At 66.8% G+C, this 25,875-nt stretch carries 20 protein-coding genes; 17 read left to right on the plus strand and 3 right to left on the minus strand.

Annotated features, from left to right (window positions below; all coding sequences use genetic code 11):
- The first annotated feature begins 46 nt into the window (after positions 1–46).
- The 7 genes from G8760_RS28760 (at position 47) to G8760_RS28790 (ending at position 9,193) form a co-directional block, all read left to right on the plus strand.
- Complete coding sequence (locus tag G8760_RS28760; protein WP_166356246.1) at positions 47–814, plus strand: redox-sensing transcriptional repressor Rex; 768 nt, start codon at positions 47–49, stop codon at positions 812–814.
- Entirely contained in the window at positions 811–2,184 is a 1,374-nt protein-coding gene (locus G8760_RS28765; RefSeq protein WP_166356247.1) for a glutamyl-tRNA reductase, read from the plus strand. Before G8760_RS28760 ends, G8760_RS28765 begins: the two co-directional genes overlap by 4 nt.
- Positions 2,181–3,212, plus strand: a complete 1,032-nt coding sequence (hemC, locus tag G8760_RS28770) for a hydroxymethylbilane synthase (protein ID WP_166356248.1) — start codon at positions 2,181–2,183, stop codon at positions 3,210–3,212. The genes G8760_RS28765 and hemC overlap by 4 nt, the downstream gene beginning before the upstream one ends.
- On the plus strand, positions 3,209–4,819 hold the full coding sequence (locus G8760_RS28775) for a bifunctional uroporphyrinogen-III C-methyltransferase/uroporphyrinogen-III synthase (protein ID WP_166356249.1): 1,611 nt from the start codon (positions 3,209–3,211) through the stop codon (positions 4,817–4,819). Before hemC ends, G8760_RS28775 begins: the two co-directional genes overlap by 4 nt.
- A gap of 222 nt (positions 4,820–5,041) precedes the next feature.
- Positions 5,042–6,022, plus strand: a complete 981-nt coding sequence (gene hemB / locus G8760_RS28780; RefSeq protein ID WP_166356250.1) for a porphobilinogen synthase — start codon at positions 5,042–5,044, stop codon at positions 6,020–6,022.
- 246 nt (positions 6,023–6,268) lie between these two features.
- Positions 6,269–8,707, plus strand: coding sequence for an Ig-like domain-containing protein (locus tag G8760_RS28785; protein ID WP_207782840.1), 2,439 nt, complete (start codon positions 6,269–6,271; stop codon positions 8,705–8,707).
- A gap of 225 nt (positions 8,708–8,932) precedes the next feature.
- Positions 8,933–9,193, plus strand: coding sequence for a hypothetical protein (locus tag G8760_RS28790; RefSeq protein WP_166356252.1), 261 nt, complete (start codon positions 8,933–8,935; stop codon positions 9,191–9,193).
- A 44-nt stretch (positions 9,194–9,237) separates the two neighbouring features.
- Here the strand turns inward: G8760_RS28790 and G8760_RS28795 are convergent, their stop codons facing one another.
- A complete protein-coding gene (locus tag G8760_RS28795) occupies positions 9,238–10,938 on the minus strand; it encodes an ABC transporter ATP-binding protein (protein ID WP_166356253.1) in 1,701 nt (566 codons plus the stop codon).
- Complete coding sequence (locus G8760_RS28800) at positions 10,935–11,948, minus strand: Lrp/AsnC family transcriptional regulator (protein ID WP_166356254.1); 1,014 nt, start codon at positions 11,946–11,948, stop codon at positions 10,935–10,937. The genes G8760_RS28795 and G8760_RS28800 overlap by 4 nt, the downstream gene beginning before the upstream one ends.
- Positions 11,949–12,151: 203 nt before the next feature.
- Here G8760_RS28800 and G8760_RS28805 point away from each other — a divergent pair, with 203 nt between their 5' ends.
- The 8 genes from G8760_RS28805 (at position 12,152) to G8760_RS28840 (ending at position 20,993) form a co-directional block, all read left to right on the plus strand.
- Positions 12,152–13,363, plus strand: a complete 1,212-nt coding sequence (locus tag G8760_RS28805) for a dipeptidase (protein ID WP_166356255.1) — start codon at positions 12,152–12,154, stop codon at positions 13,361–13,363.
- A complete protein-coding gene (locus G8760_RS28810; RefSeq protein WP_166356256.1) occupies positions 13,360–15,042 on the plus strand; it encodes an ABC transporter substrate-binding protein in 1,683 nt (560 codons plus the stop codon). The genes G8760_RS28805 and G8760_RS28810 overlap by 4 nt, the downstream gene beginning before the upstream one ends.
- A 48-nt stretch (positions 15,043–15,090) precedes the next feature.
- On the plus strand, positions 15,091–16,053 hold the full coding sequence (locus G8760_RS28815) for an ABC transporter permease (RefSeq protein ID WP_166356257.1): 963 nt from the start codon (positions 15,091–15,093) through the stop codon (positions 16,051–16,053).
- A complete protein-coding gene (locus G8760_RS28820; RefSeq protein WP_166356258.1) occupies positions 16,050–17,015 on the plus strand; it encodes an ABC transporter permease in 966 nt (321 codons plus the stop codon). The genes G8760_RS28815 and G8760_RS28820 overlap by 4 nt, the downstream gene beginning before the upstream one ends.
- A 66-nt stretch (positions 17,016–17,081) precedes the next feature.
- Positions 17,082–18,257 (plus strand): M24 family metallopeptidase, encoded by a 1,176-nt coding sequence (locus G8760_RS28825; RefSeq protein ID WP_207782841.1) that lies wholly within the window; start codon positions 17,082–17,084, stop codon positions 18,255–18,257.
- A gap of 69 nt (positions 18,258–18,326) precedes the next feature.
- Entirely contained in the window at positions 18,327–19,181 is an 855-nt protein-coding gene (locus G8760_RS28830) for an alpha/beta fold hydrolase (RefSeq protein WP_166356259.1), read from the plus strand.
- A gap of 127 nt (positions 19,182–19,308) precedes the next feature.
- The gene (locus G8760_RS28835) at positions 19,309–20,832 is read left to right on the plus strand and encodes a sodium-dependent transporter (protein WP_166356260.1); all 1,524 of its coding nucleotides are present in this window, start codon (positions 19,309–19,311) and stop codon (positions 20,830–20,832) included.
- Positions 20,832–20,993, plus strand: a complete 162-nt coding sequence (locus G8760_RS28840) for a methionine/alanine import family NSS transporter small subunit (RefSeq protein ID WP_166356261.1) — start codon at positions 20,832–20,834, stop codon at positions 20,991–20,993. The genes G8760_RS28835 and G8760_RS28840 overlap by 1 nt, the downstream gene beginning before the upstream one ends.
- A gap of 53 nt (positions 20,994–21,046) precedes the next feature.
- On the opposite strand, the gene G8760_RS28845 is transcribed toward G8760_RS28840, so the two are convergent.
- Positions 21,047–23,500, minus strand: coding sequence for a hypothetical protein (locus tag G8760_RS28845; protein ID WP_166356262.1), 2,454 nt, complete (start codon positions 23,498–23,500; stop codon positions 21,047–21,049).
- Positions 23,501–23,671: 171 nt separating this feature from the next.
- Between G8760_RS28845 and G8760_RS28850 the strand changes: the two genes are divergently transcribed.
- Complete coding sequence (locus G8760_RS28850; RefSeq protein ID WP_166356263.1) at positions 23,672–24,130, plus strand: Fur family transcriptional regulator; 459 nt, start codon at positions 23,672–23,674, stop codon at positions 24,128–24,130.
- Positions 24,127–25,569, plus strand: a complete 1,443-nt coding sequence (locus tag G8760_RS28855) for a catalase (RefSeq protein ID WP_166356264.1) — start codon at positions 24,127–24,129, stop codon at positions 25,567–25,569. Before G8760_RS28850 ends, G8760_RS28855 begins: the two co-directional genes overlap by 4 nt.
- Positions 25,570–25,875 lie beyond the last annotated feature (306 nt).

Genomic DNA, 25,875 nt, shown 5'->3' on the forward strand with positions numbered 1-25,875 from the left:
GGTCATAGTACGTTCCACCGGTTTCGGGGACGACACCCACCCCGGCATGTCGTGTCCGGTTCCGGCCGACCGGGGGAGACCCGTGACCCGTCCACGTCGCACGTTGCCGCAGCCAGCCCGGCCGCCGGTGCCCCGAGGGGTACCCGAGGCCACGGTGGCGCGGCTCCCGCTTTACTTGCGGGCGCTCACCAGTTTGGCCGAGCGCGACGTCACCACGGTGTCGTCGGAAGAACTCGCGGAGACCGCCGGCGTCAACTCCGCCAAGCTACGCAAAGACCTGTCCTACCTGGGGTCGTACGGCACGCGGGGCGTCGGTTACGAGGTCGAGTTCCTTCGCCATCAGATCTCCCGCGAAATCGGGCTCACCCAGGATTGGGCCGTTGTCATCGTCGGCATCGGTAACCTCGGCCACGCGCTGGCCAACTACGGGGGTTTCGCGTCCCGCGGATTCCGCATCGCCGCGCTCATCGACGCCGACCCCCAGCGCACCGGTGAAGAGGTGGCCGGGCTCAAGGTCCGGCACGGGGACGAGCTGGAGAAGGTCGTCACCGAACTCAACATCGCCATCGGGGTGATCGCTACCCCCGCTCGAGCCGCCCAGTCGGTCTGCGACCGGCTAGTCGCCGCGGGCATCACCAGCATCCTCAACTTCGCACCCGCGGTTGTGCAGGTGCCCGAGGGGGTCGACTTGCGCAAGGTAGATCTGTCGACGGAACTACAGATCCTGGCGTATCACGAACAGCGGAAGAACGGGTCCGCGCTGGCCCTCACGGCTGAGCAAGCCGTGGAACTGGCCAAGGCGGTGCGTGGATGAGCCTTCTGGTCGTAGGCCTCTCGCATCGAAGCGCGCCGGTCGAGGTGCTCGAAGATGTCGCGCTGGACCGGGACTCCGTCGCCAAGGTTCTGGACGAGGTGCATACCGCCGAGCACCTGTCCGAGGCCGTCGTCATCGCCACGTGTAACCGTCTGGAGCTGTATGCCGACGTCGCCACCTTCCACGGAGGTGTGGAGGAGGCGGGTCGGTTCCTGGCGGCACACTCCGGGGTGCCGCTGGAGCTGCTGACCCCTTACCTCTACGTGCACTATGCCGACCGCGCGGTGTCGCACCTGTTCCATGTGGCCAGCGGGTTGGACTCCATGGTGGTCGGTGAGGCCCAGATCCTTGGACAGGTGCGCGAAGCATTCCGATTCGCGCAGACCTCGGGTATCACCGGGCGGGTTTTGACGGAGCTGTTCCAGGCGGCCCTGCGAGTGGGCAAGCGGGCCCACGCCGAAACCAACATCGATGCGGCCGGACGGTCACTCGTCACGGTCGGGCTGGCCACGTTGGCCCCGGCGATTGCCTCGGAAGGATGGGCGATCAACCAGGTGGGCGGGGCGTCGTGGCGAGACCTCGTCGCTGGTTTCCGCGCCGTTGTGGTGGGCGCGGGTTCGATGTCAGCGCTGGCCGCGACCACCCTTGCGCAGGCCGGAGTGGACGTGATCGTCGCGAACCGCACGTTGGATCACGCCCGCAGACTGGCCGACTCGGTGGGCGGTTCGGCGGTGCCCATGAGCGAAGTTCCGAGCATTCTGAATGACGTCGACCTCCTGGTGTCCTGCACCGGTGCGGCTGGTGTCGTGGTGCCCTACGACATGGTCGAGGCCGCCGTGGACGCCCGCTCTGGGCGGCCGCTGGGCATCCTCGATCTCGCGCTCCCGCACGATGTCGACACGATGGTCGCGCACCTGCCGGGTGTTGTCTTGGCCGACCTCTCCGCGCTGGCCGAGGCGCAGGACGCCGATGGCGGAGCGGTCACCCACGACGTCGAGGCCGTCCGGTCCATCGTCATCGAAGAAGTCGAAGCGTATTCGGCGGCCCGACGGGTAGACCGGGTGGCGCCCACGGTAGTGGCGTTGCGCTCGATGGCCGCAGAAGTGGTCGAAGCCGAATTGTTGCGGCTGGACGGCAGACTGCCCGACCTCGACGACCGCTCCCGCCTCGAGGTGACCGCCACGGTGCGCCGCGTCGTCGACAAACTCCTACATGCACCCACGGTTCGGGTCAAAGAACTGGCAGCGCAGCCGGACGGTGCGTCGTATGAGGACGCGTTGCGGGAGCTGTTCTCCCTCGACTTGAGATCCATCGACGCCGTCGCCAAACCAGACGCGGCGCAGCGTCAGAGCCGGGGTGAGCAGTCATGAGCACAACGCTGCGGCTCGGTACCAGAGGTAGCCGGCTGGCCATGGCTCAGTCGAGAAGGGTGGCGGATGCGATCACCGCTGCCACCGGACAGCCAGTCAGCCTCGTGGAGATCACCACCTACGGCGATGTCTCCGATGAACCCCTGGCCACGATCGGTGGTACGGGCGTTTTCGTCAGCGCGTTGCGGGAGTCGCTGCTCGCCGGCGACGTCGACCTAGCTGTGCACTCGCTGAAAGACTTGCCTACCAGCCCGGCCGACGGCCTTACACTTGCCGCCGTGCCACTACGCGCTGACCCGCGCGACGTGCTCTGCGCAAGAGACGGCTTGACACTGGGCGAGCTGCCGCCGGGGTCCAAGGTGGGTACGGGTTCGCCGCGGCGGGCCGCTCAGCTGCGGGCGCTCGGCTTGGACCTCGACGTCGTCCCGGTGCGGGGCAACGTCGACACTCGGCTGTCCAAGGTGTCAGATGGCTTGCTCGACGGTGTGGTCTTGGCGCATGCCGGCTTGGACCGGCTGAGCCGGCTGGACGCCGTCACCGAGATCCTCGACCCGATCCAGGTCTTGCCCGCACCCGGGCAGGGCGCACTGGCGGTGGAGTGCCGACGGGACGACGCCGCGCTGATCAAGCAGCTGGCCCAACTGGACGATCCCATGACGAGGGCCGCGGTCTCCGCCGAGCGAGTAGTGCTGGCCGAGCTGGAAGCCGGGTGCAGCGCGCCGGTTGCGGCGTACGCTGTGGTCGCAGAGGCTGACATGCAAGGTGAGGAGCACATGGACCCGCCCCCTGCCGGGGTGGCGGGCGAGCCGGTGGGTGGCACCGGCCCCATGGAGCTGTATATGGAGCTGTATATAAGGGGCGCCGTGGTCAGTGACGATGGCGCCGTGACTATCCGCAAGTCCGTCACCGGTCCGGTCGGGCAGGCCGAGCAGCTTGGGCGTGCTCTCGCCCACGAGATGCTCGACGATGGGGCCGGGACAGTCATCGGTGCCGAGATGCCGGCATCGAAGAAGGAGAACGTCTCGTGACCACTCCGCGCAACGCGCGTCAGCGCATCGAACAAGGTGGCGTCGCCTTCGTCGGCGCCGGTCCCGGTGATCCGGGGCTGCTTACCCTCCGGGCGGTCGAAGCTCTCGGCGAAGCCGATGTCGTCGTCCTCGACGAAACCGTCCATCACCGCATGTTGGAGCACGCCCCCGACCTCGTCGAGGTGGTGGACGTGAGCGTCGATGACACCGGTGTGGCCCTCACCGCCGCGGCCCGAGGCCGCCGGGTCGTGCAGGCCGCGAAGTCCGGCCGGCGAGTCGTCCGCCTACTGGAGGGCGATCCGTTCAGCCATGTCACCGGTGCCGACGAGGCGCTGGCCTGCGTCAAGGCCGGTATCCCGTTCGAGGTGGTAGCCGGCGTGGCTACGGGTACCGCGGTGCCCATGCACGCGGGTGTGCCGCTCGTGGCCGGACGGCGCCGCACCAGCCAGCTTTTCGATGTCAACGGCAAGATCGACGTGCAGTCTTGTACCGCCGACACCCTCGTTTTCACCGGGGTCGACGAGCAACTCGGTGACCTCGTCCAGAGCATCATCGATGCTGACCGGGTGCCGAGCACGCCGGTTGCGGTGGTGACGCGGGGCAGCACGGTCGAGCAGCAGACCATCGTATCGACGCTGGACCAAGTGGTGTCCACGGTGAAGGTGGCGAAGCTGGAAGGCCCCTATGTCGTGATCGTCGGCGACGCGATCGACAACCGCGACGCATTGTCGTGGTTCGAGACGAAGCCGTTGTTCGGATGGCGGGTGCTGGTGCCGCGGACGAAGGAACAGGCGGCTTCGCTGTCCACGGCGCTGCGCCGGTCCGGGGCGGTGCCTGAAGAGGTTCCCACCATCTCGGTCGAACCACCCCGGAACCCACAGCAGATCGACAAGGCCGTCCGCGGCATGGTCGAGGGCCGGTACGAGTGGATCGCGTTCACGTCGTACAACGCTTTGCGTGCGGTGAAGGAGAAGCTGGTCGGTTATGGTCTGGACGCCAGGGCGTTGTCCGGACTGAAGGTCGCCGCGGTGGGTGAGAAAACCGCGCAAGCGCTGCGTGACTGGGGTATCGAACCCGACCTGGTGCCGTCCGGCGAGCAGTCGGCCGTGGGTCTACTGGCCGACTGGCCGCCCTACGACGAGGTCCTCGACCCGATCAACCGGGTGTTCCTGCCGCGGGCCGACATCGCCACCGAGACTCTGGCCGCTGGCCTGATCGACATGGGGTGGGAGGTCGACGACGTCACGGCATACCGCACGGTGCGGGCCGCGCCGCCGCCGGCGAAGACCCGTGAGTCGATCAAAACGGGCAAGTTCGACGCCGTGTTGTTCACGTCGTCGTCCACGGTGCGCAACCTCGTCGGCATCGCAGGCAAGCCGCACGCCAACACCGTCATCGCGTGTATCGGTCCGGCGACGGCGAAGACGGCTGAGGAGCATGGCCTGCGGGTCGACGTGATGGCGCCCGAGCCGTCCGTCGAGTTGCTAGCCGTCGCGTTGGCCGAGTTCGGTGCTGCTCGGCGGCTAGCCCTGCTGGAGGCTGGTGAGCCGCTGTTCAAACCGTCGCAGCGGCGGCGTGCGTCGGCGCGGCGGAAGAACGCCCAGTAGCTCACTGATGTCACCTGATCTCCGATATGTCACCTGATCGTTTCACCGGCGGCGATCAGGTGAGGCAGCGGCGCCGAACGGTCGAGTTGTGTCATCTGGTTTGATCTCAGATAGTGGAAAGATAAGGATCAGGTGACGGTCCGGCAGGCTGACGGGCGACTTCGTCATCTGATCGACACAGGGCGCACCCGGCCCGTCCGGCCATTCCTGAAGGAGAAAGCCGTGCCGTTTCCCGCCGAACGACCCCGGCGGCTACGCCGCACGCCTGCTATGCGGCGCTTGGTCAGCGAGACGACACTCGAGCCACGCCACCTCGTGCTGCCGCTGTTCATCCGCGAGGGAGCCACCGAGCCGAGGCCGGTGCCGTCCATGCCGGGGGTCGTCCAGCACACGTCGGAGACGGTACGCAAGGTTGTCGTCGAGGCGGTGGAAGCCGGCGTCGGTGGGCTGATGTTGTTCGCCATCCCGGAACGCAAGGATGCCTCCGGCAGTGCCGCCTACGATCCGGACGGCGCGCTGAACACGGCGATCCGCGAAGTGGTCGGTGAAGTCGGGGCGGCCACGGTGGTCATGGCCGACCTATGTCTCGATGAGTTCACCGATCACGGCCATTGCGGCGTGCTGGCCGCTGACGGCACGGTCGACAACGACGCCACCCTTGACGCCTACCGGCGTATGGCGGTGGCACAAGCCGAAGCCGGTGTACACGTAGTCGGCCCCAGCGGCATGATGGATGGTCAGGTCGGGGCGGTGCGAGAGGCCCTGGACGGAGCCGGCTTCGCCGACGTTGCCGTCCTCGCTTATGCCGCCAAATACGCGTCGGCGTTCTTTGGACCGTTCCGTGATGCGGTCGAGTCGTCGCTGACTGGTGACCGTCGTACGTATCAGCAGGACCCGGCCAACGCGGTCGAGGCGCTCCGCGAGATCCGGCTCGATGTGGACGAAGGCGCTGACATGATCATGGTCAAGCCGGCGATGTCCTATCTTGACGTGGTGACCCGCGCCAAAGACCTGGTCGACGTTCCGGTGGCGGCTTACCAGGTGTCGGGTGAGTACGCGATGATCGAGGCGGCGGCCGCGAACGGTTGGATCGATCGGGACCGGGCCGTACTCGAATCGCTGACGTCGATCCGGCGCGCGGGCGCGGACATCGTGTTGACGTACTGGGCGGTTGAGGCGGCGCAGCGCCTCAGCCGGGGCTGATCGCGCGGTTGCCGGACCGAGTACTGGGGTCGGGCGCCCGTGTTGTGGACCGAGCTTGCTCTGGTGACGGGGTTTCTCTCATCGAGATAGACAATCGGGATAAATCGCTTAAAGCGGACATTTGGCTCTGGCTCTTTGGGTGTCGTCTGTACCTGGCAGGGGCGGATCTGATAGCGTCCCGGCGGATCTCTAGTATCAAAGCTGTGCCGTTGCACAACTGAAGATGACACCCGGGAGATAGAACAAGTGAGACAAACACACCGCCGATGGCTGACGGCCGCGGTGGCGAGCACAGGCGCCGGAGCACTGGCGTTCGGTGCGGTCACCCTGCCCGCAGGAGCCGACGAGAACGACGTATCTATTCAGCCCGACAAAACCATCGAGGCGACCCTCGCCACTGTCGTGGAGCCTGGGTCGAGTGGCCCCGAAGCTCTCGACCAACTGACCGACGCCGGACTGGCGGCGGTTGCGTCCCGGGCCGGCATGACCGCCCAGGAACTGAAGGATTTGCTGGCCGCTGACTTGGCCATCGTCTCCTCGACCGGTCACGTCGCCATTGTTGACCAGTGGAAGAACGTGCCCGACGTGGTCGACACCGACTTCACGCCGGGTTCGGTGCCGGGGAGCCCGGAAGAGGGTTCCCGCCCAGGGGCGAAGCACACCATCTACATCGACTTCGGCCCCACCACTATCGAGGGCACCCTCTGGAACTCCGAGTTCGGAGTCGATGCGTTCCAGGTCAGCGAGTACCAGGTCAGCGACGCCGTCAAGGCCGAGGTCTGGGAGCGCATCGCCCAGGACTACGCGCCCTTCGACGTCAACGTCACCCTGACCGACCCGGGTGCCGACCTGTGGCGCTCCGGGCCCGACGATGACGAGTACGGTTCCCACCTGCTGATCGTCGGCGACAACAACGACATGGCTGAGCTCGGCCTCCAAGGCGGCGTCGCCTGGCTGAACGGGTTCGGTAGCGAGTTCTTCAGCCCCGCGCTGGTCTCGGCCGAAGGTGTCAACCACAACCCGAAGGCCATCGCGGACGCCGGTAGCCACGAGGTCGGCCACAACCTGGGCCTCAACCACCACGGCCACGTCGACAGCGACCTCACCGATGGCGACACCACCTACTACGTCCCCAGCGAGGGGCTGTGGGGCCCGATCATGGGTGCGCCGTACAACGTGCCGATCGGTACCTGGTCCACCGGTGACTACGCCGGCGCGGACAACGACCAGGACGACATCGCGGTCATGACTGACCAGAGCGCTCCGGTCGAGTGGTTCGCCGGCCTGTTCGACCAGAACGGTGACCCGTGGGAAGGCGGGGTCTGCCGTTACATCGACGGTGACCTGGACAACGACTTCGAAACCACGCCGCCCGGCTCGGGGCAGAACTTCTACGAGCCGACCGAGGCCAATCAGTGTGCCTTCGAGGAGAGCGACCACCCGGGCGCGCCGCTGACGGCGGAGTTCGAGTTCGTGGGTCGCACCGCGCTGATCTCCGACCCGCACGGTGACAGCACCGGTGACGCCACCTCGCTGGACAACGCGGACGGCACGTTCGCCGACGAGGGTGTCATCATCGACCGGGACGACACCGACGTGTTCAGCGTCGTCACCATTGGTGGACCGTTCGTCGCCATCGCGGAGCCGGCCAGCGAGGTCGGGGCCACCCTCGACATCAAGCTGTCGCTGCTGGACTCCGATGGCGAGGTCATCGAAGAGGCTGAAGAAGAGACCACCGACGTCAACGGCGAACTGGCCGCTGGTATGGGTGCCTCTATCACCACCGACCTCGACGCCGGCGTGTACTACCTCGCCGTCGAGGGCCGTGGCGAGGGCGACCCGAGCCAGAGCACGGTTGACGTGAGCGCGGGTTACACCGACTACGGCAGCCTCGGCTACTACACCCTCACCGGTGCGGCCGAGCCGCTGGACGTCGACCCCGTCGTTATCACCGCGCCGGAGGATGGCGCCGAGGTGGACCTCGGTGAGCTGGACGTCACCGGTACCGCTGAGCCCGGTGCCGAGGTGTCGCTGACCCTCAACGACGACGCCGCGGCCGATGCCACCGCCGACGACGAAGGCAACTGGAGCACCAGCGTCGACGTCAACTACGGCGAGTCGACCATCACCGCCACTCAGTCGGTCGAGGGTCTGGACGTGCCGGGATCGGACTCCGTGACCGTGAGTGTCGCGGTGCCCGCACCCGAGATCGCCCAGCCGTCGGATGGCGACACCGCCAGGATCGCCACACCCACCTTCAGTGGTACTGGGATTCCTGGGGCGACCGTCACGCTGATGATCGTCTGCGAGGACGACTTCTCGCTGACCGCCGACGCTGACGACGCCGTGGATGCCGATGGCGAGTGGTCCTTCACCCCGGAGGAGTCGCTGCCGAACGGCGACTGCACCGTGGTGGCGACTCAGACCATCAACAACGTCAGCTCGCCGAGCACCGACGAGGTGAACTTCACCGTCGACGTGCGTGACGACGAGGGCGACGAGGACGGTGACGAAGACGGCACCGAGGATGGTGACGAGGACGGCACCGAAGATGGCGACGAGGACGGCGACGACCTGCCGGACACCGGTGCGGGTAACCTCACCGGCCTGGCGATCGGCGCCCTGCTGCTGGTCGTCGGTGGTGCGCTCTTCGCGCGCACTCGCCGGGCCCAGGCCCTGAGCTAGTCAGGCTTCAGCATTGAAGACCTGACCGGTTCGACGGACCGCTCAGAAGAGGGGCGTGGAGACGCGGATATCGCGTCGCCACGCCCCTCTTTTCCGTTGCTCGGGCACGATAGGGGAACTGATGGGCGGCGCGGACCGTCCCACGAAGGAAGCGGATCGTCTGCGGAGCGCTGCCTGGAAGCCGGTGGGGACCACGAGTTGGACACATCACAACTGGAGGAAGACATGGAGCCGCGAGACAGGCCGGCCACCCTGGGCGAGATCGGCCTGAAAGTCTTGCCGGAGCCGATGAACGGTGTTGAGGCGATCGAGGCGTTGGGCGACAAGCTGGATCTGGTTGCGCGGCGCAACGGTATGACGCCGGAGAAGTTGCGGGCCACCATGGAGCGGGACCGCTCGTTGTGGATCTCCCCGCGGGGGTTCATCGTCTACCGGGACCCTGCGCCGCCAGCGCCGACCGATTCTCCGAGCCCTCCCACCCCATGATCATGAACACTTTGCCGTGTCATGACACGGCAAAGTGTTCATGATCATGGGGATGGTCGGGGAGTGGTCCGGCGGCGGCGCTGTTCGGCTGGGTCGGGCACCGGAGCCGCGGCCAGGAGGCGTTGTGTGTACTCCTGTTGGGGCCGGGTGAGCACGTCGTCTCGCCGCCCCTGCTCGACCAGCACCCCTTGATGCATCACGGCGATCTCGTTGGCCAGCAACTCGACGACGGCGAGGTCGTGGCTGACGAACAGGCACGAGAAGCCGAGGCGGGCCTGGAGGTCGAGGAGGAGGTCCAGCACCCGCGCCTGCACCGATACGTCGAGCGCGCTGGTGGGTTCGTCCGCGACGAGCAGCACCGGGTCAAGCGCGATCGCCCGTGCGATACCGATACGCTGGCGCTGCCCGCCGGAGAGTTCGTGGGGAAACCGGCGGCGCCACGACGCCGGAAGCTCGACGCTCTCCAGCAGCTCACTGACGCGGCGTTCCAGCTGTGCTCGACCGGCTCGGCTGCCCTGCAAGCGGATCGGCTCGGCGATGCTGTCACCGACGGTGAGCCGGGGATTCAGCGACGACGCCGGGTCTTGGAACACCATGCCGATGCGCCGGCGGACGTCGCGCAGCTGTCGGCGGGAGGCGCGGGTGATGTCCGTGCCGTCGACGACGACGCGTCCCGTGGTCGCCCGCAGCAACCCCACCGCGCATCGCCCGAGTGTTGTCTTGCCGGAACCGGACTCGCCGACCAGCCCGGTGATCTGTCCGCGGGGGATCGTTAAGGTGACGTCGTCGACCGCGCGGAACGCACCGCGCCCGAGCCGTCCCGGGTATTCGATCACGACGTTGTGTAGTTCGAGGGCGTTCGATGCCCCGGCCGGTTCCGCGGGGCGAGGGCCCGTGGTGGCGGGGGCGGCGTCTGGCGCGGTCGTGGACTCGAGTAGCCGCCCAGACTGGGGCCGGTGGCCCAGGTGAGGGACGGCGGCGAGGAGCTGCTGGGTGTAAGGGTGCTGGGGGTTGGCGAACAGGGCGTCGACGGGGGCTTGCTCGACGATCTCGCCCCGGCGCATCACCACGACTCGGTCGGCGATGTCGGCGACCACCCCCATGTCGTGGGTGATCAGCACTATGGCCGACGTGAGCCGGTGCCGGAGGTCGCGCAACAGGTCGAGGATCTCGGCCTGGACGGTGACGTCGAGCGCTGTTGTGGGTTCGTCGGCGATCAGTACGGTGGGGTCGCAGGAAATGGCCATCGCGATGACGGCCCGTTGACGCTGACCACCGGAGAGCTGGTGGGGGTAGTAGCTAAACCGTTCGGCCGGGTCGGGTAGGCCGACGACGTCGAGCAGTTCGACGGCACGGGCACGGGCGGCGGACCGGGACAGTGACGTGTGCAGGCGGAGTGCTTCGACGATCTGCGAGCCAATGGTCAGAACCGGGTTGAGCGCCGTCATCGGCTCCTGGAACACCATGGCGACGTCTTTGCCGCGCAGCCGTCGTAGCCGGGCCTTGTCCGGAGTGGTGACGTCGTCGCCGCCGACCTCGATCCGGCCGGTGCGCCGTGCCGTGGCCGGCAGCAGGCCGAGGACGGCGGTGGCGCTGATGCTCTTGCCGGAGCCGGATTCACCGACGACGGCGAGAATCTCGCCGGGCTGAACGCTGAACGTGACCTCATGGGCCGCGTCGACTCTGCCGTCACCGGACGGGAAGCTGACGGTCAGCGCGTGTAGGGCCAGGGCCGGCGTGGTCATGTCGCGGCCTTTCTGTCGCCGTTGTCCAGGTGGGGTGACTCGACGTGGGTGTAGGCGCGTTTGATGGTGGCCAGCTCGAGCCCGATCTCGGTGCGTCGCAGGCCGGGAAGGTTGGCCAGCACCTGCGTGATGAAGCGGTGCAGGTCGGGTTGGTCACGAAGCACGACCTCGCAGGTGAGGTCGCTGTACCCGGCGGTAGCCGCGACGTATCTGACTTCTGGGCGGGCGGCGAGTATGCGGGCGGCTTCGTCGAGGTGCCGCAGGTCCATGCCGAGCCAGCACATGACCTCAACGCCGTAGCCGAGCAGTTCCGGCCGGACGATGGTGGTGAAGCGGACCCTGCCGTCGGCGACAAGGGCGTTGAGCCGTCGTTTTGCCATGGACTCGCTGATGTTGAGCCGGCCGGCGATCGAGGCGAAACTCAGCCTGGCGTCTTCGGCCAGGAGGGCCACGAGTGCTTCGTCGCGCTCGTCCAGGGAGTCCGGCTCGTGCTCGACGATCTCGCCACGATCGTGGGTGAGTGCGGCGGTGGTGTCGTCGTCGAGAGTGCCGTGTGACCACACGTGGGCAACTTTGTAGTGGGCGATGACGCTCTCGGTGACGGTGGAGCTGATCCCCGGCACCTGCTCTACCTCGTTGAAAAGGATGTGGGCGAGCTGCCGCTGGGACGGCACGATGAGTTCGAGGACGACGTCGAACGAACCGGTGACGAGGGACAGGAACCGGACGTCGGGGCGTTTGGCCAGCTCGGCGGCGACCTGGGTGACCAGGCCGGCCTGGCATTTCACCTGGAGCATCACGGGGTGGCCGTAGCCGCAGCGCAGCGGGTCGGTCGAGGCAACCACCCGGACCACACCAGAGGCGAACATGCGCTGAGCGCGTCGGGCGACGGTGGAGTCCGATGTGCCGACGGCGCGAGCGATCTGCTGCCACGTGGCCCGGCCATGGATCTGCATGGCCGCGACGATCTGGCGGTCTAGTGGGTCGAGCGCGGGGGAGTGTTCGGTCATGGCCATCCTGTTCTGCGTCGTCGGAACGAGCTTAGCGGACGTTAGATGCAGGAATCCATCTTGTAATCTCGATCAAGCGTCTATCTCAGTCATATAGCTTGCCAACAATGCAGATTTCTGGCACCGTAGCAAATCCAACAGTAGGTATCCGGTCCGGATACCAGCTTTTTGCCACACCGCGCAGCCGTTCCAGGAGGTCTTCCGTGCTCGAGCCAGCCCCGCGTTATGACGGGTACCGGTCGTACAGCTACCTGCGGGAGGGCGTCGACTACAAGTCGTTCGACCTCGCTCAGGAGATTGGCCGGGTGCCCGAGTACACCGGACTCGGGTTGACCGACACCCAGCGGGAACGCGTATCCCGGCTGCTGTCCGAGAGCCTGGTGATCTCCACTCACGAGCACCCGAGCCGGTTCCCACAGCAGATCGACGAAACGATCGACTACAACCGGCACGGCCGACACCGCACCGGATACGAAGGATTGGCGCGATCCGGGCTCACTGTCGTGTTCGACAACTTCATGGACGGTACCGCCTGTGTCACGAGCCACGCGGGCTGGAAATGGACCGACATCATCGCAGACCTCGGCATGCGGTTCAGTGACCTCGCCCAGCAGGACTTCGTCGTCAAAGCAGAGACGGTGGCCGACATCAGGCACGCCCAAGAGACTGGCCGTATCGCCCTAGTGGCCGGCTTGGAGGCGGCGACCCCGATCGAAAACGAACTCGACCGGATCGACATCCTCTACGGGTTCGGTGTGCGCCAGATGGGCATCGCCTACAGCGAGGCGAACACGCTGGGCAGCGGGCTGAAAGAGCGTCGCGACGGTGGCTTGACGGCATTCGGCCGGCGGGCCGTCGAACGGATGAACGCACTCGGCATCATCATCGACGTCTCTCACTCCGGTGATGTGACGTCGCAAGAGGTGATCGAGCATTCCACGAAGCCGATCATCATCACCCACGCCGGTGCACGCGGGGTATGGGACACCAACCGGATGAAGCCGGACCACGTCATCAAAGCCTGTGCCGAACGCGGCGGCGTCATAGGTCTGGAGGCGGCACCACACACCACCCTCTCGGCGGCGCACCCCAAACACAACCTCGAGTCGGTCATGGACCACTTCGTCTACTGTGTCGACCTGGTGGGCATCGAACACGTCGCGTTCGGACCGGACACGCTGTTCGGTGACCACGTCGGCCTGCACCGCCTGTTCGCTGGCCACTTGTCGATCGGCGAGGCCCACGGCTCGGCAGAGTACGAAGAGGTCGAGTATGTCGACGGCCTGGAGAACCCGGCCGAGTGCTTCTGGAACATCGTCGGCTGGTTGGTCACGCACGACTACTCCGATGACGAAATTCGCGCCGTCATCGGTGGCAACGCGATGCGAGTGATCGAGGAGGCTTGGAACAGATGACACGCAGCAGGATCACCCGGGCGGGCTGGCGGGGCGCGGCGGTAGCCGTGTCCGTGGCAGCCATGATGGCCGCCTGCAGTCCTTCCAACCCGGACGCAAGCGACGACGCGTCGGGTCCGGACGGCGGTGCCGCCGATGCCGATGGCGACGACGATTCCGGCCGGCCCGCGGGGGAGGCCGGCGGGGACATCCGTATCGGTACCACCGCCGACGTCGTCAACTTCAACCCGCTGGTGGGCAACAGCCGGACGGATAGTTGGGTGACCAACCTGATGTACCCGGCGATGATGACCATCAACGCCGACGCCGAGAAGGTGCCCGCGTTGGCCACCGACTGGGGTTACGACGACGACGGCCTCGGGGCCTGGATCGAGATCCGGGACGACATGACGTGGACCGACGGCACGCCACTCACCGCGGCCGACGTCGCCTTCACCATCGAGGCGATCAAAGAAGAGAGCCTCGGCACGGTCGCCGGAATGATCGGCGCGCTCGACGGCGCCGAAGCCGTCTCGGACACGAGGGTGGAGTTCACCCTGAACCGTCCGGACGGCGCGTTCATCAACAGTGTCGGCTTCTGGATGCCGATCGTGCCGGCCCACGTCTTCGGTGAGGTGGACTCGGTCGCGGAGTTCGCCAACGACGAGGAGTGGGTGTCGGCCGGCCCGTTCGTCCTCACCCAGGTTGATCGCGGGCAGCGGTACATCCTCGAAGCCGTGGAGGACTACCCGCTCGCGGAGGGCGGACGGGCCAACCTCGACCGTGTTGTCTTCCGGGTGTACCCGGACGTCAACACCCAGGTCCTCGCGTTGCGCTCCGGTGAGTTGGACTTGATCGCCAACGCGTTGCCGCCGTCGATGGTCAACGAGGTCGCAGGTGACGACTCGTTGCAGACCTACCAGGTGCCGTCGCTCGGCTGGGCACACATGCAATACAACATGCGCCGCGAGCCGCTCGACCAGGTCGAGGTGCGCCGCGCCCTGGCCCATGCGGTCGACTATGAGGCGATCCGCCAGGTGGTGCTCGGTGGTAACGCCGTGTCGGCGAACTCGAGTGTGCTCACCCCGACCTACCCACAGTGGGCGGAGGAAGACGCCGAGGAGTACACCTACGATCCGGACCTCTCCCGTAGCCTGCTGGAGGACGCCGGTTTCACCGACTCCAACGGTAACGGCATGTTCGACGACCTCAGCTTCGAGATGGTCTACGACAGCGGCGATCCGATCATCGCGACCTGGGCGGAGCTGGTCCGGGACCAAAGCGCGGAAGCGGGTATCGAGATCCGGCTCGCCGGTCTCGAACGCAACACATACATGGATCGCACGGTGAACCGCGATTTCGACATCTACGCTGGCTCGTGGGCCATCATCGACGAACCGCAGTCGAACTTCACGTTGCTGTTCCACGAAGACGGCTTCATCAACTACGCCGGTGTCGACGACGCGGAGATCAACCGCCTGATGGAGGAGTCCGCCACGGCGCTCACCGTCGACGAGGCACGGGAACCGCTGCATGAGATCGCCAGGATCGTCCGAGACGAGGTGTACGACAACGTGATGTACGTCGAACAGTTCACCTTCGCCGGCGCGGCCGGCTGGACCGGTCTCGACGCGAAGCCGAGCGAGCTGTTGTCCGTGGTCAACCCGCAGTCTCTGGCGTCGGCCCAGGCGCCCGAGTGACGCTGCTCGACCCGTCCGTCACCACCTCGAAGAGGACCTAGACACACGATGGCGCTCCTGCGGTTCGGCTCGCTGCGGCTGCTACGCGGCGTCTTCACCCTCTGGTTCGCGGTCACCGTCACGTTCTTTCTGGTCCGCCTGCTGCCGGGAGACCCGGCACTGGCGGTGGCCAGCCCGACGATGACCGCGGACCAGCGGGAGAAGATGCTGACCGACTTCGGCCTCGATCAGCCGCTGTTCCTGCAATACCTGAGCTACCTCCAGCAGTTGTTGCAGGGCAATCTCGGGATCTCGTTCCGGCAGAACCAGCCGGTGCTCGACATCCTGATGGAGCGGTTGCCGTGGACGTTGCTGCTCACCGGAACCGCCTTGATCGCGACGCTGATCATCGGGCTGCCGCTCGGAGTGCTGGCCGCCACCCACAAGGGCGGTGCGATCGATCGTGCCGTCCAGGTGGGTGGCGTGGTCGGGCAGTCGTTGTTCGTGCCGACCGTGGGCATCGCGCTGCTCTACATCTTCGGTCTTGGCCTCGGGTGGTTCCCGATCGGTGGGGCGATGGCGTCGGACGTCTATGGTTGGGACGCGTACGTGAGTATCGCTCGCCACCTCGTCCTGCCGTGCCTGAGCCTCGTGTTGTTGCAGATCGGGGCGTACGTGTTGACGCTGCGGACGAATCTCATCGACGCACTCGGCGAGGACTACTGCAACGTCGCCCGGGCCAAGGGCTCCCCGGAGCGGACCGTGGTGTGGAAACACGCTCTGCGTAATGCCTTGCTGCCGACGACGACCCTCGTCGGCCTACAGGTCGGGTTCCTCGTGGGTGGAGCCGTGTTGACCGAGACGATCTTCGCCTACCCCGGGATCGGGCGGGCGATCTACGAGTCGGTCGGCCAGCTCGACTTCCCGGTGATGCAGGGGGCGTTCGTGTTGCTCGCCGCGACCGTCGTGATCGCCAACTTCATCACCGACCTGGCCTACGGATTCCTCGACCCCAGGGTGAGGGTGCAATGACACCGGGAACGAGACAGGACGCGCCGGGCGGAGAGCCGGGAGGCGACGTCGACCGTACGGGAGTGCCCACCGGAGGTGGCGACCCCGGGCTCATCGACCTGCCGGAGGGGGATGCCGGTGTGGCGCCACGGGTCCGAACGTGGCGGGCCTTCCGGCGCAACCCGTTGGGTGTCGTGTCGATTGCCATCTTGGGTGTCCTGATGATCGTCGCGGTCGCAGCTCCGCTGATCGCCGAGTACCCGAGCGGGTACGGCACCGAGGTGCTCGCGCCACCGTCGGGCGAGCACTGGTTCGGCACCGACAATCTCGGCCGAGACATCTTCGCCCAAGTGGTGTGGGGCACCCGGACGAGCATGATCGTCGGGTTGGGTGCGGCGGCCCTCGCGATCATATTGGGCGTGGCCGTGGGGGTCAGCGCGGCGTACTTCAAACGCCTGGACACCCCGCTGGGGATGCTCGTCGATCTCATGCTGTCGCTGCCGGTGCTGCCATTGATGATCCTCGTGGCGGCGCTGGCCGGGCCGAGTGTGTCGACCTTGGTGGTCGTCATCGCCGCGTTCTCGTGGCCGGAGGTTGCCCGGGTGGTGCGGTCGCAGGCGATGCCCGTCGTCACGCTCTCCTTCGTCGACGCCGCGCACGTCGTTGGAGCCCCGAACCGATGGATCATGATCCGGCACGTCCTTCCGGCGGTCTCACCGGTGATCACGGTATCGGTGGTGCTGACCGCGTCGAAGGCGGTACTGAGTGAGGCCGGCCTGTCGTTCCTCGGCCTGGGCGATCCGAGCAGTTGGTCGTGGGGGGCGATCCTCCACAACGCACAACGCACCGGTGCCTTGAGCTCGGCGTGGTGGACGGCCGTCTTCCCATCGGTGGCGATCCTGCTGCTGGTCGTGGCCGCGACGTTATGTGCACTGGCCTACAACGACGCCCGCAACCCCCGGACCCGGCAGGACTCCAGGTGACCACGCCGAACCGGACCGACCCCACCAGCAACCGATCATGACCTCGACGAAGGATGCGATCTGGCCGTGACGTTCTCGCAACGCCTGTTACCCGACTTCTACCGCCGGCTGCACGATCACCTGCGGTCCCGGCTCGACGCAGCCGGGCTGGACGCGATCGTGGTCGACGACTGGCGCGACGTCGCCTACCTGACGGGGTTCTTTCACCATCCCAACGAGCGCCCGGCCGCGGTCTGGCTGGGCCGCGACCGGTGTGTGTTGCTGGTGCCCGAACTCGAACGCGAACACGCCATGGCACAGGGGTCCGTCGTCGACGACCTGGTGGCTTTCGACGAATACCCCGGTCTGGCCAGCCCGTTCGAGACGCTGGCCCGGGCGGTACCAGTCGGCGGGCGGTGGGGACACACTCCGTCGTTGGCCACGGGGCGGCTGCACGAGTTCGGCACGGTGTTCGGTGGAGTCAGCTGGGAGATGACGGGCATCGTCGATGATCTTCGGCTGATCAAAGAGCCCGAGGAGATCGAGCTGCACCGTCGAGCCGCAGAGCTGGGTGATGTGATGCTGCGGGCCGGCGTGGAGCTCGTGACAGACGCCGTGGCCGACGGAGAACTCCCCACCGAGGCGGAGTTGGCCGACGACGTGATCCGGGCGGGTAGCCGGTGGATGTACGCCGAGCACAGCGACGTCGTCGTGGTTCCCATGCTGACCGGGGGCCTCGTCTATGGCGGTGAGAACTCCGCCTACCCGCACGGGCTGCCGTCGTCGTATCGGCTCCGCCCCGGAGACACCTTCATCCTGTCGCTCGGCGGGGCTGTCGGCGGGCGATACGCGGAAAGCGAGCGAACGTTCTTCCTCGGTGAGCCCACCCGTGAGCAGATCGACTATTTCCTCGCCGATCACCACGCCCAGCAGGTCGGCACCCAGGCGATCAAGCCGGGTGCGCGGTGCAACGACGTGAACCGAGCCTGTCTGGACATCATCCGGAAGGCTGGGTATGCCGCCAATATCCGGCATCGGCAAGGACATGGGATCGGCCTGAACTTCCATGAGCCGCCGTGGCTGGAGGACGGCGACACCACGGTGTTGCGGTCCGGGATGGTGGTGTCGAGTGAACCCGGCGTTTATGTGCCGGGCCATGCGGGTTACCGGATCTCCGACACCGTACTTGTCACCGACGACGGCCCAGAGCGGCTGACGACCTATCCGCGGGATCTCGACGACGTCGTCATCGACCTCCCATGATCATGAACACTTTGCCGTGTGATCACACGGCAAAGTGTTCATGATCATGGGGAGTAGGAGGAGAGCAGAATGATCGTGAACATCAACGGAAACCCGCTCGACGTGGAGTTGCTCGGCGACGACCCGGACGCCCCACTATTGATCGCCCACCACGGAGCACCCGGGATTGGGTCGAAGCGGGAGCCGGCGGCCGCGTTCGGACATCTCAGCGATGTCTTCCGGGTCCTGGTGTTCGACGCCCGCGGCAGCGGCAAGAGCGGCGACACACCACCGTTCACCCACGAGCAATGGGTGGCCGACATCGACGCGCTTCGGGAGTGGGCGGGCGCGGAGCGGTTCGTGATGGCCGGCGGCTCCTACGGTGGGTTCCTCTCGATGGAGTACGCGATCACTCATCCGGATCGGCTGCTGGCGATGGTGCTGCGGGACACCGCGGCTGATCAGTCGCACGACGATCTGGCCATGGCCAACGCCCGCGCGTCGGCCCGGGTGGAGATCGATGAGGAGAAACTGGCCCGGATCATGGAAGGCAGGGTCCGCGACGACGACGACTTCCGCGACTGCTGGGCGGCGATCCTGCCGTTGTACGACTACGACTTCGATCCGGCGACGTTGCCCGAGCGGATCGCGTCGGTCGACTACCACTACGCGACGCACAACTACGCCTTCTCGGTGAACCGTCGTACCTACGATGTGAAGCCGGGCCTGCCCAAGGTCAGCTGCCCGACGCTCGTGACCGTGGGGCGCGCCGACTGGATCACGCCGGTGGAGTGCAGCGAGACCATAGCGGAGCTGATCCCGGACGCCGAGTTGGTGATCTTCGAGAAGTCGGGCCACTCGCCGCCGCTGGAGGAGCCGGAGCGGTTCCAGAGCGTCGTGCGCGACTTCCTGACCCGCCACGTGTTATCCCCCGCCCTCCCATGATCATTGGCTTTTGACCACCGAAATCGGTGGTCAAAAGCCAATGATCATGGGAGGTGGGTGGTGAGTTTGGGGGCTGGCGGGTTACGGTGCCTCGGGAAAGGCATCCGACGGTGATCGGAGAAACGCCGTGCCCCACGAGCGCGAACAGTGGGCCACCCGCGCTGGATTCATCCTGGCGGCGATCGGCTCCGCCATCGGTCTGGGCAACATCTGGCGATTCCCCTACGTCGCCTACGAGCACGGTGGCGGCGCATTCCTGCTGCCCTACCTGATCGCGCTGCTCACGGCCGGCATACCGCTGCTGATCTTGGAGTACACCATCGGTCGGCGGTCCCGCCGCTCGCCGCCCTACGCCTACCGGGCCCTGGCGCGCCCGGCCGAGACGATCGGCTGGTGGCAGGTAGCGATCTGCTTCGTCATCGCCACCTACTACGCGGTGATCATCGCATGGGCGGTCCGCTATACCGGGTTCTCCTTCGGCCAGGACTGGCAGCCGGATCCAGAGGCCTTCCTGATCCAGGACTTCCTCCAGCGTGCGGACGAGCCCGGGATGGTCTCCTCCTACGTGGCGGGTGTCGCATGGCCGCTCATCGCGGTGTGGGCGGTAACCCTAGGTGTCCTCGCACTCGGTATCCGGCGCGGGATCGAGCGGGCCAACAAGATCTTCATCCCGCTGCTGGCGCTGCTCTTCGGGATTCTCGTGGTGCAGGCGCTCACTCTGGAAGGTGCGTCCCTTGGCCTGGACGCGTTCTTCACTCCGGACTGGGACGCCATCACCCGCGGCAGCGTATGGGTGGCTGCCTACGGCCAGATCTTCTTCTCGTTGTCGGTCGGCTTCGGGATCATGATCACTTATGCGTCGTATCTGGGCCGACGCGCCGACCTCACCGGCTCGGCCATGGTGGCCGGCTTCGCCAACAGCTCGTTCGAGATCCTCGCCGGCATCGGGGTGTTCGCCGCCCTCGGCTTCATGGCTACGGCGGCCGGCGTTGGTGTCGGAGACGTGCTCGGTGAGGGCGGCATTGGCCTGGCGTTCATCGCGTTCCCGCAGATCATCTCCAGCATGCCGGCGGCCGGCAGCCTGTTCGGAGTGCTGTTCTTCGGTGCACTCGTCATCGCCGGAGTGTCGTCGCTGATCAGCATCGTCCAGGTGGTCATCTCCGCGGTACAGGACCGCACCGGCTGGCCGCGAGTCCCCTCCGTCCTCGTGGTGGGCGGCGCCATCGCCCTGGCGTCGATTCTGTTGTTCCCCACCACGGAGGGGCTGTACATCCTCGACGCGGCTGATCACTTCGTCAACCAGTACGGCATCGCGATGGCGGCCTTGGTCGCGGTCATCGTCATCGCCTGGGTCTTGCGACGGCTGCCAACGTTGCGAGACCACGCGAACGAGACCTCCGCGGTGCGCCTGGACCGGTGGTGGCTGATCACCCTGGGCCTGATCACGCCACTAGTGCTCGGCTGGATGATGGTCGACAGCGTGCGTGAGGAACTTGCCGCCCGGTACGAGGGCTACCCTCTGGGATTCCTGCTCATAGCGGGCTGGGGAGTAGCAGCCGGGGTGTTGGTCGTCGGGGTTGTGCTCGCCGCGTTGCCCTCGCGTCGCGTCGAGCGGTTGACCAGCGTCGTGGAGTCGGAAGGGAGGCGCTGATGTCCGGCGAGGCCATCGTGATGCTCGTGGTGTCCGTACTTGTCGTCTGGGGTGGCTTGATCACCGGCATCGTGGTCTTGCGTCGGCATCCCGACGAGCCCGACGACGGCGTACAGCGCCGCGGCCACCTGGACGAGGACACCGACGTCGCCGACCAATGATCCGGGCCGGCCAGCATGTGTGCTGCGGACGGTGCTCAACGAGAGTCACCCGGCTACGCGTCCGGTGGGTGGGCGACGGTGTCGAGTTCGGCGGGGTAGCGGGTGTCGTTCCAGTACTCGCCGTGCCCGGCGATCTCGCCGTCGAGGGTGGGTGGGTCCAGGAGGCGGACATCGACGTCAGGGCCGCCGGTGGACTCGTCGGCTGGGTCGTGTAGTACCCAGGACCCGATCGGGTCGGTCTCGCGGTAGAGGTTGCGCCAGCGGCCGCCGACGATCGCCGACACCGAGCGGAGTACGGATTCGTCGAGATACGCCGGAAAGTGCCGGGCGTAGAGACGGCGCAGAGGTGACCCGTGGGTGATCAGCCCCACGCGCGCGGCGACGTTCCGCGGTAGCTGCATGATGGTGGCCGCGGCCAGCACCGAACCTTGGGAATGCCCGGAGAGGATCACCCGTGAGTTGGGTTCCGCCGTGAGCGCGGTGACCCGGTCGACGAGTTCGGGTACGGCACGTTCACCGTAGGACGGCGGCGCCAGGGGATGTGCGACCCTGGGCCAGAAGCTCCCGACGTCCCACAGGATGCCGACGACGCGGCGCAACGCCGGATTCCGCGCCGTACTCCACACCAGCCCCACGAGGCCGATGGCGAACGCTCCCATCATCCACGTGCCAAAGGTGGTCAGCGTCGACAGCGGAGGCCGCTCGACGAGTTGCCAGTTGTCTGCCCCGGAGGCATAGACCCCTATCCCGGTCAGTAGCACCAACCCGGCCGCCAGCACCACTCGGCCGATGAAACGTCCCGAACCGTCGGTGAGCGACGCGGCGACGGTGACGATGGCGATCCGCCGGGCGGCGTCCTCGTCGGCGGCCATGCCCGTGGTTGGGCTCGGTGAGGAGGGCTGGCCGGGGTCACCTGCCGCGGTCTGCTGGGTGCGGTACTCGTCAGCCACTTGTGTCGTCGTGGCGCCGATTCGGCGGACCGCGCTGACGGCAATGCCGGCCGCGATCACAACGACCGCAACGACGATCACCGCGCCGGCCGCCCCCGCCCATGCGTACGACGGTGGCAGCACCAGCGGCAGGTCGGTGGACCACGCGCTCTGCTGGACCGCGAAGGGGAGCGCGTCGTCGTCGATGATGCGGTCGAGCGCCGTGCGAACAGTGCTGGCCGTGTCCACGCTGATCACGGGTTGTCCGAGAAGGTCGGTGACCCGGTAGATCAGGCCCGCCGAGAAACCACCGGCCACGAGGAACGCGATGGTAGAAACCGCAGGCGCCCCGAGGCCGCGCATGGTGACCCGGAACCCGTCGCGGCCCTGCCGCCACGGGAGCTGTGCCGCGACGGCGCCGGCGAGCAACAGGATAAGCAGCATGGCGGCCCCGAAGGCGAGTAGCACCGCGGACCGTACCCCGGGGAGATCAGTGGCCGGTTCCCAGGTCCCGTGGTCCCAGACCGAGAACACCACGGCAACCAGGAAGAGTCCGAGAGAGATCCGCCGGGCATTAACGGCGACGGTGGTGTGGTGCGCGGACCGCCCGGCGATTCCTTCGGTGGCGACGAGTACCGCGGCGCCCGCCACCAGCGCCAAGGCGACGGCGCACACGACGAGACCGGCCACTCGCGCCGCTCCCGATGCCGCCAACGTACTGGCCGGCCACGCCACGGCTGCCGCGATCAGCGCCGTGGCGGCGGTGACATGGGCGGTGCGTAGCGCCGACATGCCTGGGTTGCCGCGCCAGAAGCTAGGCCGTGACATCGGATGCTCACCCTCGGCGGCGACGGACACGTCGGGTTCCGGTTCGGTGCGTCGCCGCGTCCGGCGGCCGAGCAGGCCGATCCCGAACACCACCGCGACCGGTACGAGCGCGGTGAGGGCTACTCGTGCGCCTGGCTCAGCGGCCCATCCGTCGGCCAGTACCGTCGTGAGGGGTGACGACGTGGCACACCGCCAGGTTCCGCCGCATTGCCACCCTGCTACATCCATGGCCATCTGCACGGCTGCCAGCACCATCATGAGGGTGAGCGAGAGCCCGAACAGGCGCAGCAGCACCGCCGACGCCCGGCCGGCGGCGGTGCGGACCCTTCCGGCGGCCGCCGGAAGGGCGGGCAGCATCCAGTGGGCGAGATTGGCGAGCATGAACGGCAGCAGCATCAGCCAGGCGGCCCGGGCGAACGATCCGGACGTCAAGTGTCCCCAGCTGTAGGCCTCTAGCCGACGTCCATTGGTGTTGAGGTCGGCTGATAGTCCGCCTGGGTACCAGCGGCGATAGAAACCTGATTTGTCGTCGCCGGCCACCCGTTTGAGGAGAGGATGGCTGAGTACGGCTTCAGGTGGCGTGCCGCTGACGCCGTGGATGCGCAACTCGGTGTGCCCGGCCAGGCCGGTGTCTAGGCTCTTATCGGGCCCCGCGTCCACGCTTGTGTGTGGGGATCCGGTGTTGTGTTCCGCGGCCATGCGGTCCACCCCCTGCGCAGCCTTGGAGATCATGGTAGTTGCCTGTGCCACCCCTGGGTGATCGAAATCAACATTGGGGCGCTATGGCGACCCGATCCCGGCAATGATCACGGCAGGTGGGTGCGCAGAAGTTCGGGTGATTTCGTTGGTTGAGACCGATTTGTTAGTTTGGAGCGACTCGCTAACTTGACTCATTCCAGATAAGACTGCGAGGATCGCACCATGGCCACCGATGCACCAGCGACCCCGGGGGAACTGGCGCCGGAAGACCGGCTACGGGCGGCCGGCCTACGGGTCACCGCGCCACGCCTGGGCGTGCTCACGGCATTGGAGCGCGAGCCGCATGCCGATGCCGACACCGTCGCCCGCCACGTGCGGGCCGCGCTCGGCGCCGTCTCGACACAGGCGGTCTACGACGTGCTTCATGCGCTCACCGAGGCCGGACTGCTGCGTCGGATCGAACCGGCCGGCTCGGCAGCGCGGTACGAGACCCGCGTCGGTGACAACCACCACCACCTCGTCTGCCGGTCCTGCGGCGTCGTCGTCGACGTCGAGTGCTCCGGGGACGCAGTCCCTTGTCTGACCCCAGAACCCGCCCACGGCTTCGTCGTCGACGAGGCCGAGGTGACCTTCTGGGGTCTCTGCCCCACCTGTACCAGCGAATCCAAGGAGAACGCGTGAGCAACAACCCACCCACCACCACCAACTCCGGCGCCCCCGTCGCCAGCGACGCTCACTCCCTCACCGTCGGGCAGAACGGCCCCATCGTCCTGCATGACCATTACCTGGTCGAAAAGTTGGCGCAGTTCAACCGGGAGCGGGTGCCCGAGCGGGTTGTGCACGCCAAAGGCGGGGGCGCCTTCGGCGTACTCGAAGTCACCGAAGACGTCAGCCAGTTCACCAAGGCGGCGCTCTTCCAGCCCGGAGCACGCACCGAAGCGCTGGCGCGGTTCTCCTCCGTCGCCGGCGAACAGGGCAGCCCCGACACCTGGCGTGATCCGCGCGGGTTCGCCTTGAAGTTCTACACCAGTGAGGGCAACTACGACCTCGTCGGCAACAACACGCCGGTCTTCTTCATCCGGGACACCATCAAGTTCCCCGACTTCATCAGGTCGCAGAAGCGGCTGCCGGCCACCAACCTGCGCGATCACGACATGCAGTGGGACTTCTGGACGCTCTCCCCGGAAAGCGCGCACCAGGTCACCTGGCTCATGGGCGACCGCGGCCTGCCACGTAGCTGGCGCAACATGGACGGTTTCGGCTCACACACCTACCAGTGGATCAACGCCGCCGGCGAGCGGTTCTGGGTGAAGTACCACTTCCGGACCGACCAGGGCCACGAATTTCTCACCCAGGCCGACGCCGACCAGATCGCAGGCGAGGACGCCGACTACCACATTCGCGATCTATACACCGCCATCGAGCGCGGCGACGCCCCCACGTGGACCGTACACGTCCAGGTGATGCCGTACGCCGACGCCGCGAACTACCGCTTCAACCCGTTCGACCTCACCAAAGTGTGGCCGAAGGGCGACTACCCGCTGATCAAGGTCGGCACGCTGCGGCTGGACCGCAACCCGGAGAACTACTTCGCCCAGATCGAGCAGGCGGCGTTCGAGCCGAGCAACTTCGTGCCCGGCATCGCAGCCAGCCCGGACAAGATGCTGCTCGGCCGGATCTTCTCCTACGCCGACGCGCACCGCTACCGGATCGGCACCAACTACGCCCAGCTCCCCGTCAACGCGCCGAAGGCCGAAGTCAACTCGTACTCGAAGGACGGCGCCATGCGGTACTCGTGGGCCTCGCCCGACCGCCCCGTCTACGCCCCGAACAGTGTCGGCGGACCGGAGGCCGACCCGTCGCTCGTGGGCGACGCCGGATGGGAATCCGACGGCGAACTCGTACGTGCGGCGGCCAGCCTGCATGCCGATGACGACGACTTCGGCCAGGCCGGCACCCTGGTCCGCGAGGTCCTCGACGACGCCGCCCGGGATCGACTGGTCGGCAACATCGCCGGGCACGTCAGCAAGGTCACCCGCGACGACCTACGGCAGAAGGTGTTCGCCTACTGGCGCAGCGTCGACGAGAACCTGGGCAAGCGCGTGGAAGAGGCGGTCTAAGCAAAATCGGTGTCCGCCGCCCCCCTGTTGTGCACCTGATCTCCGTTTTGACGCCTGATCGTTCTCGTCAGGGCGATCAGGTGTACGAACGGCGGGCGGCGGCGCGGTGTGGTGCATCTGATCGGGTCTCAGAGTGTGGATGCGTGACGATCAGATGCGTCGCAAACGTGTGCGGTAGCTGTGGTGTCTCGGGACATCGCTGACGGGTGTGTCTCGGGACATCGCTGACGGTTTGAGTGTGTCATGTGGGTTGGGGTTCGCGGTGGCCGCGTAGGTCGTAGCGGGGTTGGGCGCTGGGTTGGTAGC

This window comes from Phytoactinopolyspora limicola (genome assembly GCF_011320225.1).
GTDB classification, from domain to species: domain Bacteria; phylum Actinomycetota; class Actinomycetes; order Jiangellales; family Jiangellaceae; genus Phytoactinopolyspora; species Phytoactinopolyspora limicola.

Excerpts from the sequence above, each read along its gene's own strand:
- G8760_RS28760 (WP_166356246.1), top strand. The coding sequence starts at position 47 with ATGTCGTGTCCGGTTCCGGCCGACCGGGGGAGACCCGTGACCCGTCCA.
- G8760_RS28765 (WP_166356247.1), top strand. The coding sequence starts at position 811 with ATGAGCCTTCTGGTCGTAGGCCTCTCGCATCGAAGCGCGCCGGTCGAG.
- hemC (WP_166356248.1), top strand. The coding sequence starts at position 2,181 with ATGAGCACAACGCTGCGGCTCGGTACCAGAGGTAGCCGGCTGGCCATG.
- G8760_RS28790 (WP_166356252.1), top strand. The coding sequence starts at position 8,933 with ATGGAGCCGCGAGACAGGCCGGCCACCCTGGGCGAGATCGGCCTGAAA.
- G8760_RS28795 (WP_166356253.1), bottom strand. The coding sequence starts at position 10,938 with ATGACCACGCCGGCCCTGGCCCTACACGCGCTGACCGTCAGCTTCCCG.
- G8760_RS28800 (WP_166356254.1), bottom strand. The coding sequence starts at position 11,948 with ATGACCGAACACTCCCCCGCGCTCGACCCACTAGACCGCCAGATCGTC.
- G8760_RS28810 (WP_166356256.1), top strand. The coding sequence starts at position 13,360 with ATGACACGCAGCAGGATCACCCGGGCGGGCTGGCGGGGCGCGGCGGTA.
- G8760_RS28815 (WP_166356257.1), top strand. The coding sequence starts at position 15,091 with ATGGCGCTCCTGCGGTTCGGCTCGCTGCGGCTGCTACGCGGCGTCTTC.
- G8760_RS28820 (WP_166356258.1), top strand. The coding sequence starts at position 16,050 with ATGACACCGGGAACGAGACAGGACGCGCCGGGCGGAGAGCCGGGAGGC.
- G8760_RS28830 (WP_166356259.1), top strand. The coding sequence starts at position 18,327 with ATGATCGTGAACATCAACGGAAACCCGCTCGACGTGGAGTTGCTCGGC.
- G8760_RS28840 (WP_166356261.1), top strand. The coding sequence starts at position 20,832 with ATGTCCGGCGAGGCCATCGTGATGCTCGTGGTGTCCGTACTTGTCGTC.
- G8760_RS28850 (WP_166356263.1), top strand. The coding sequence starts at position 23,672 with ATGGCCACCGATGCACCAGCGACCCCGGGGGAACTGGCGCCGGAAGAC.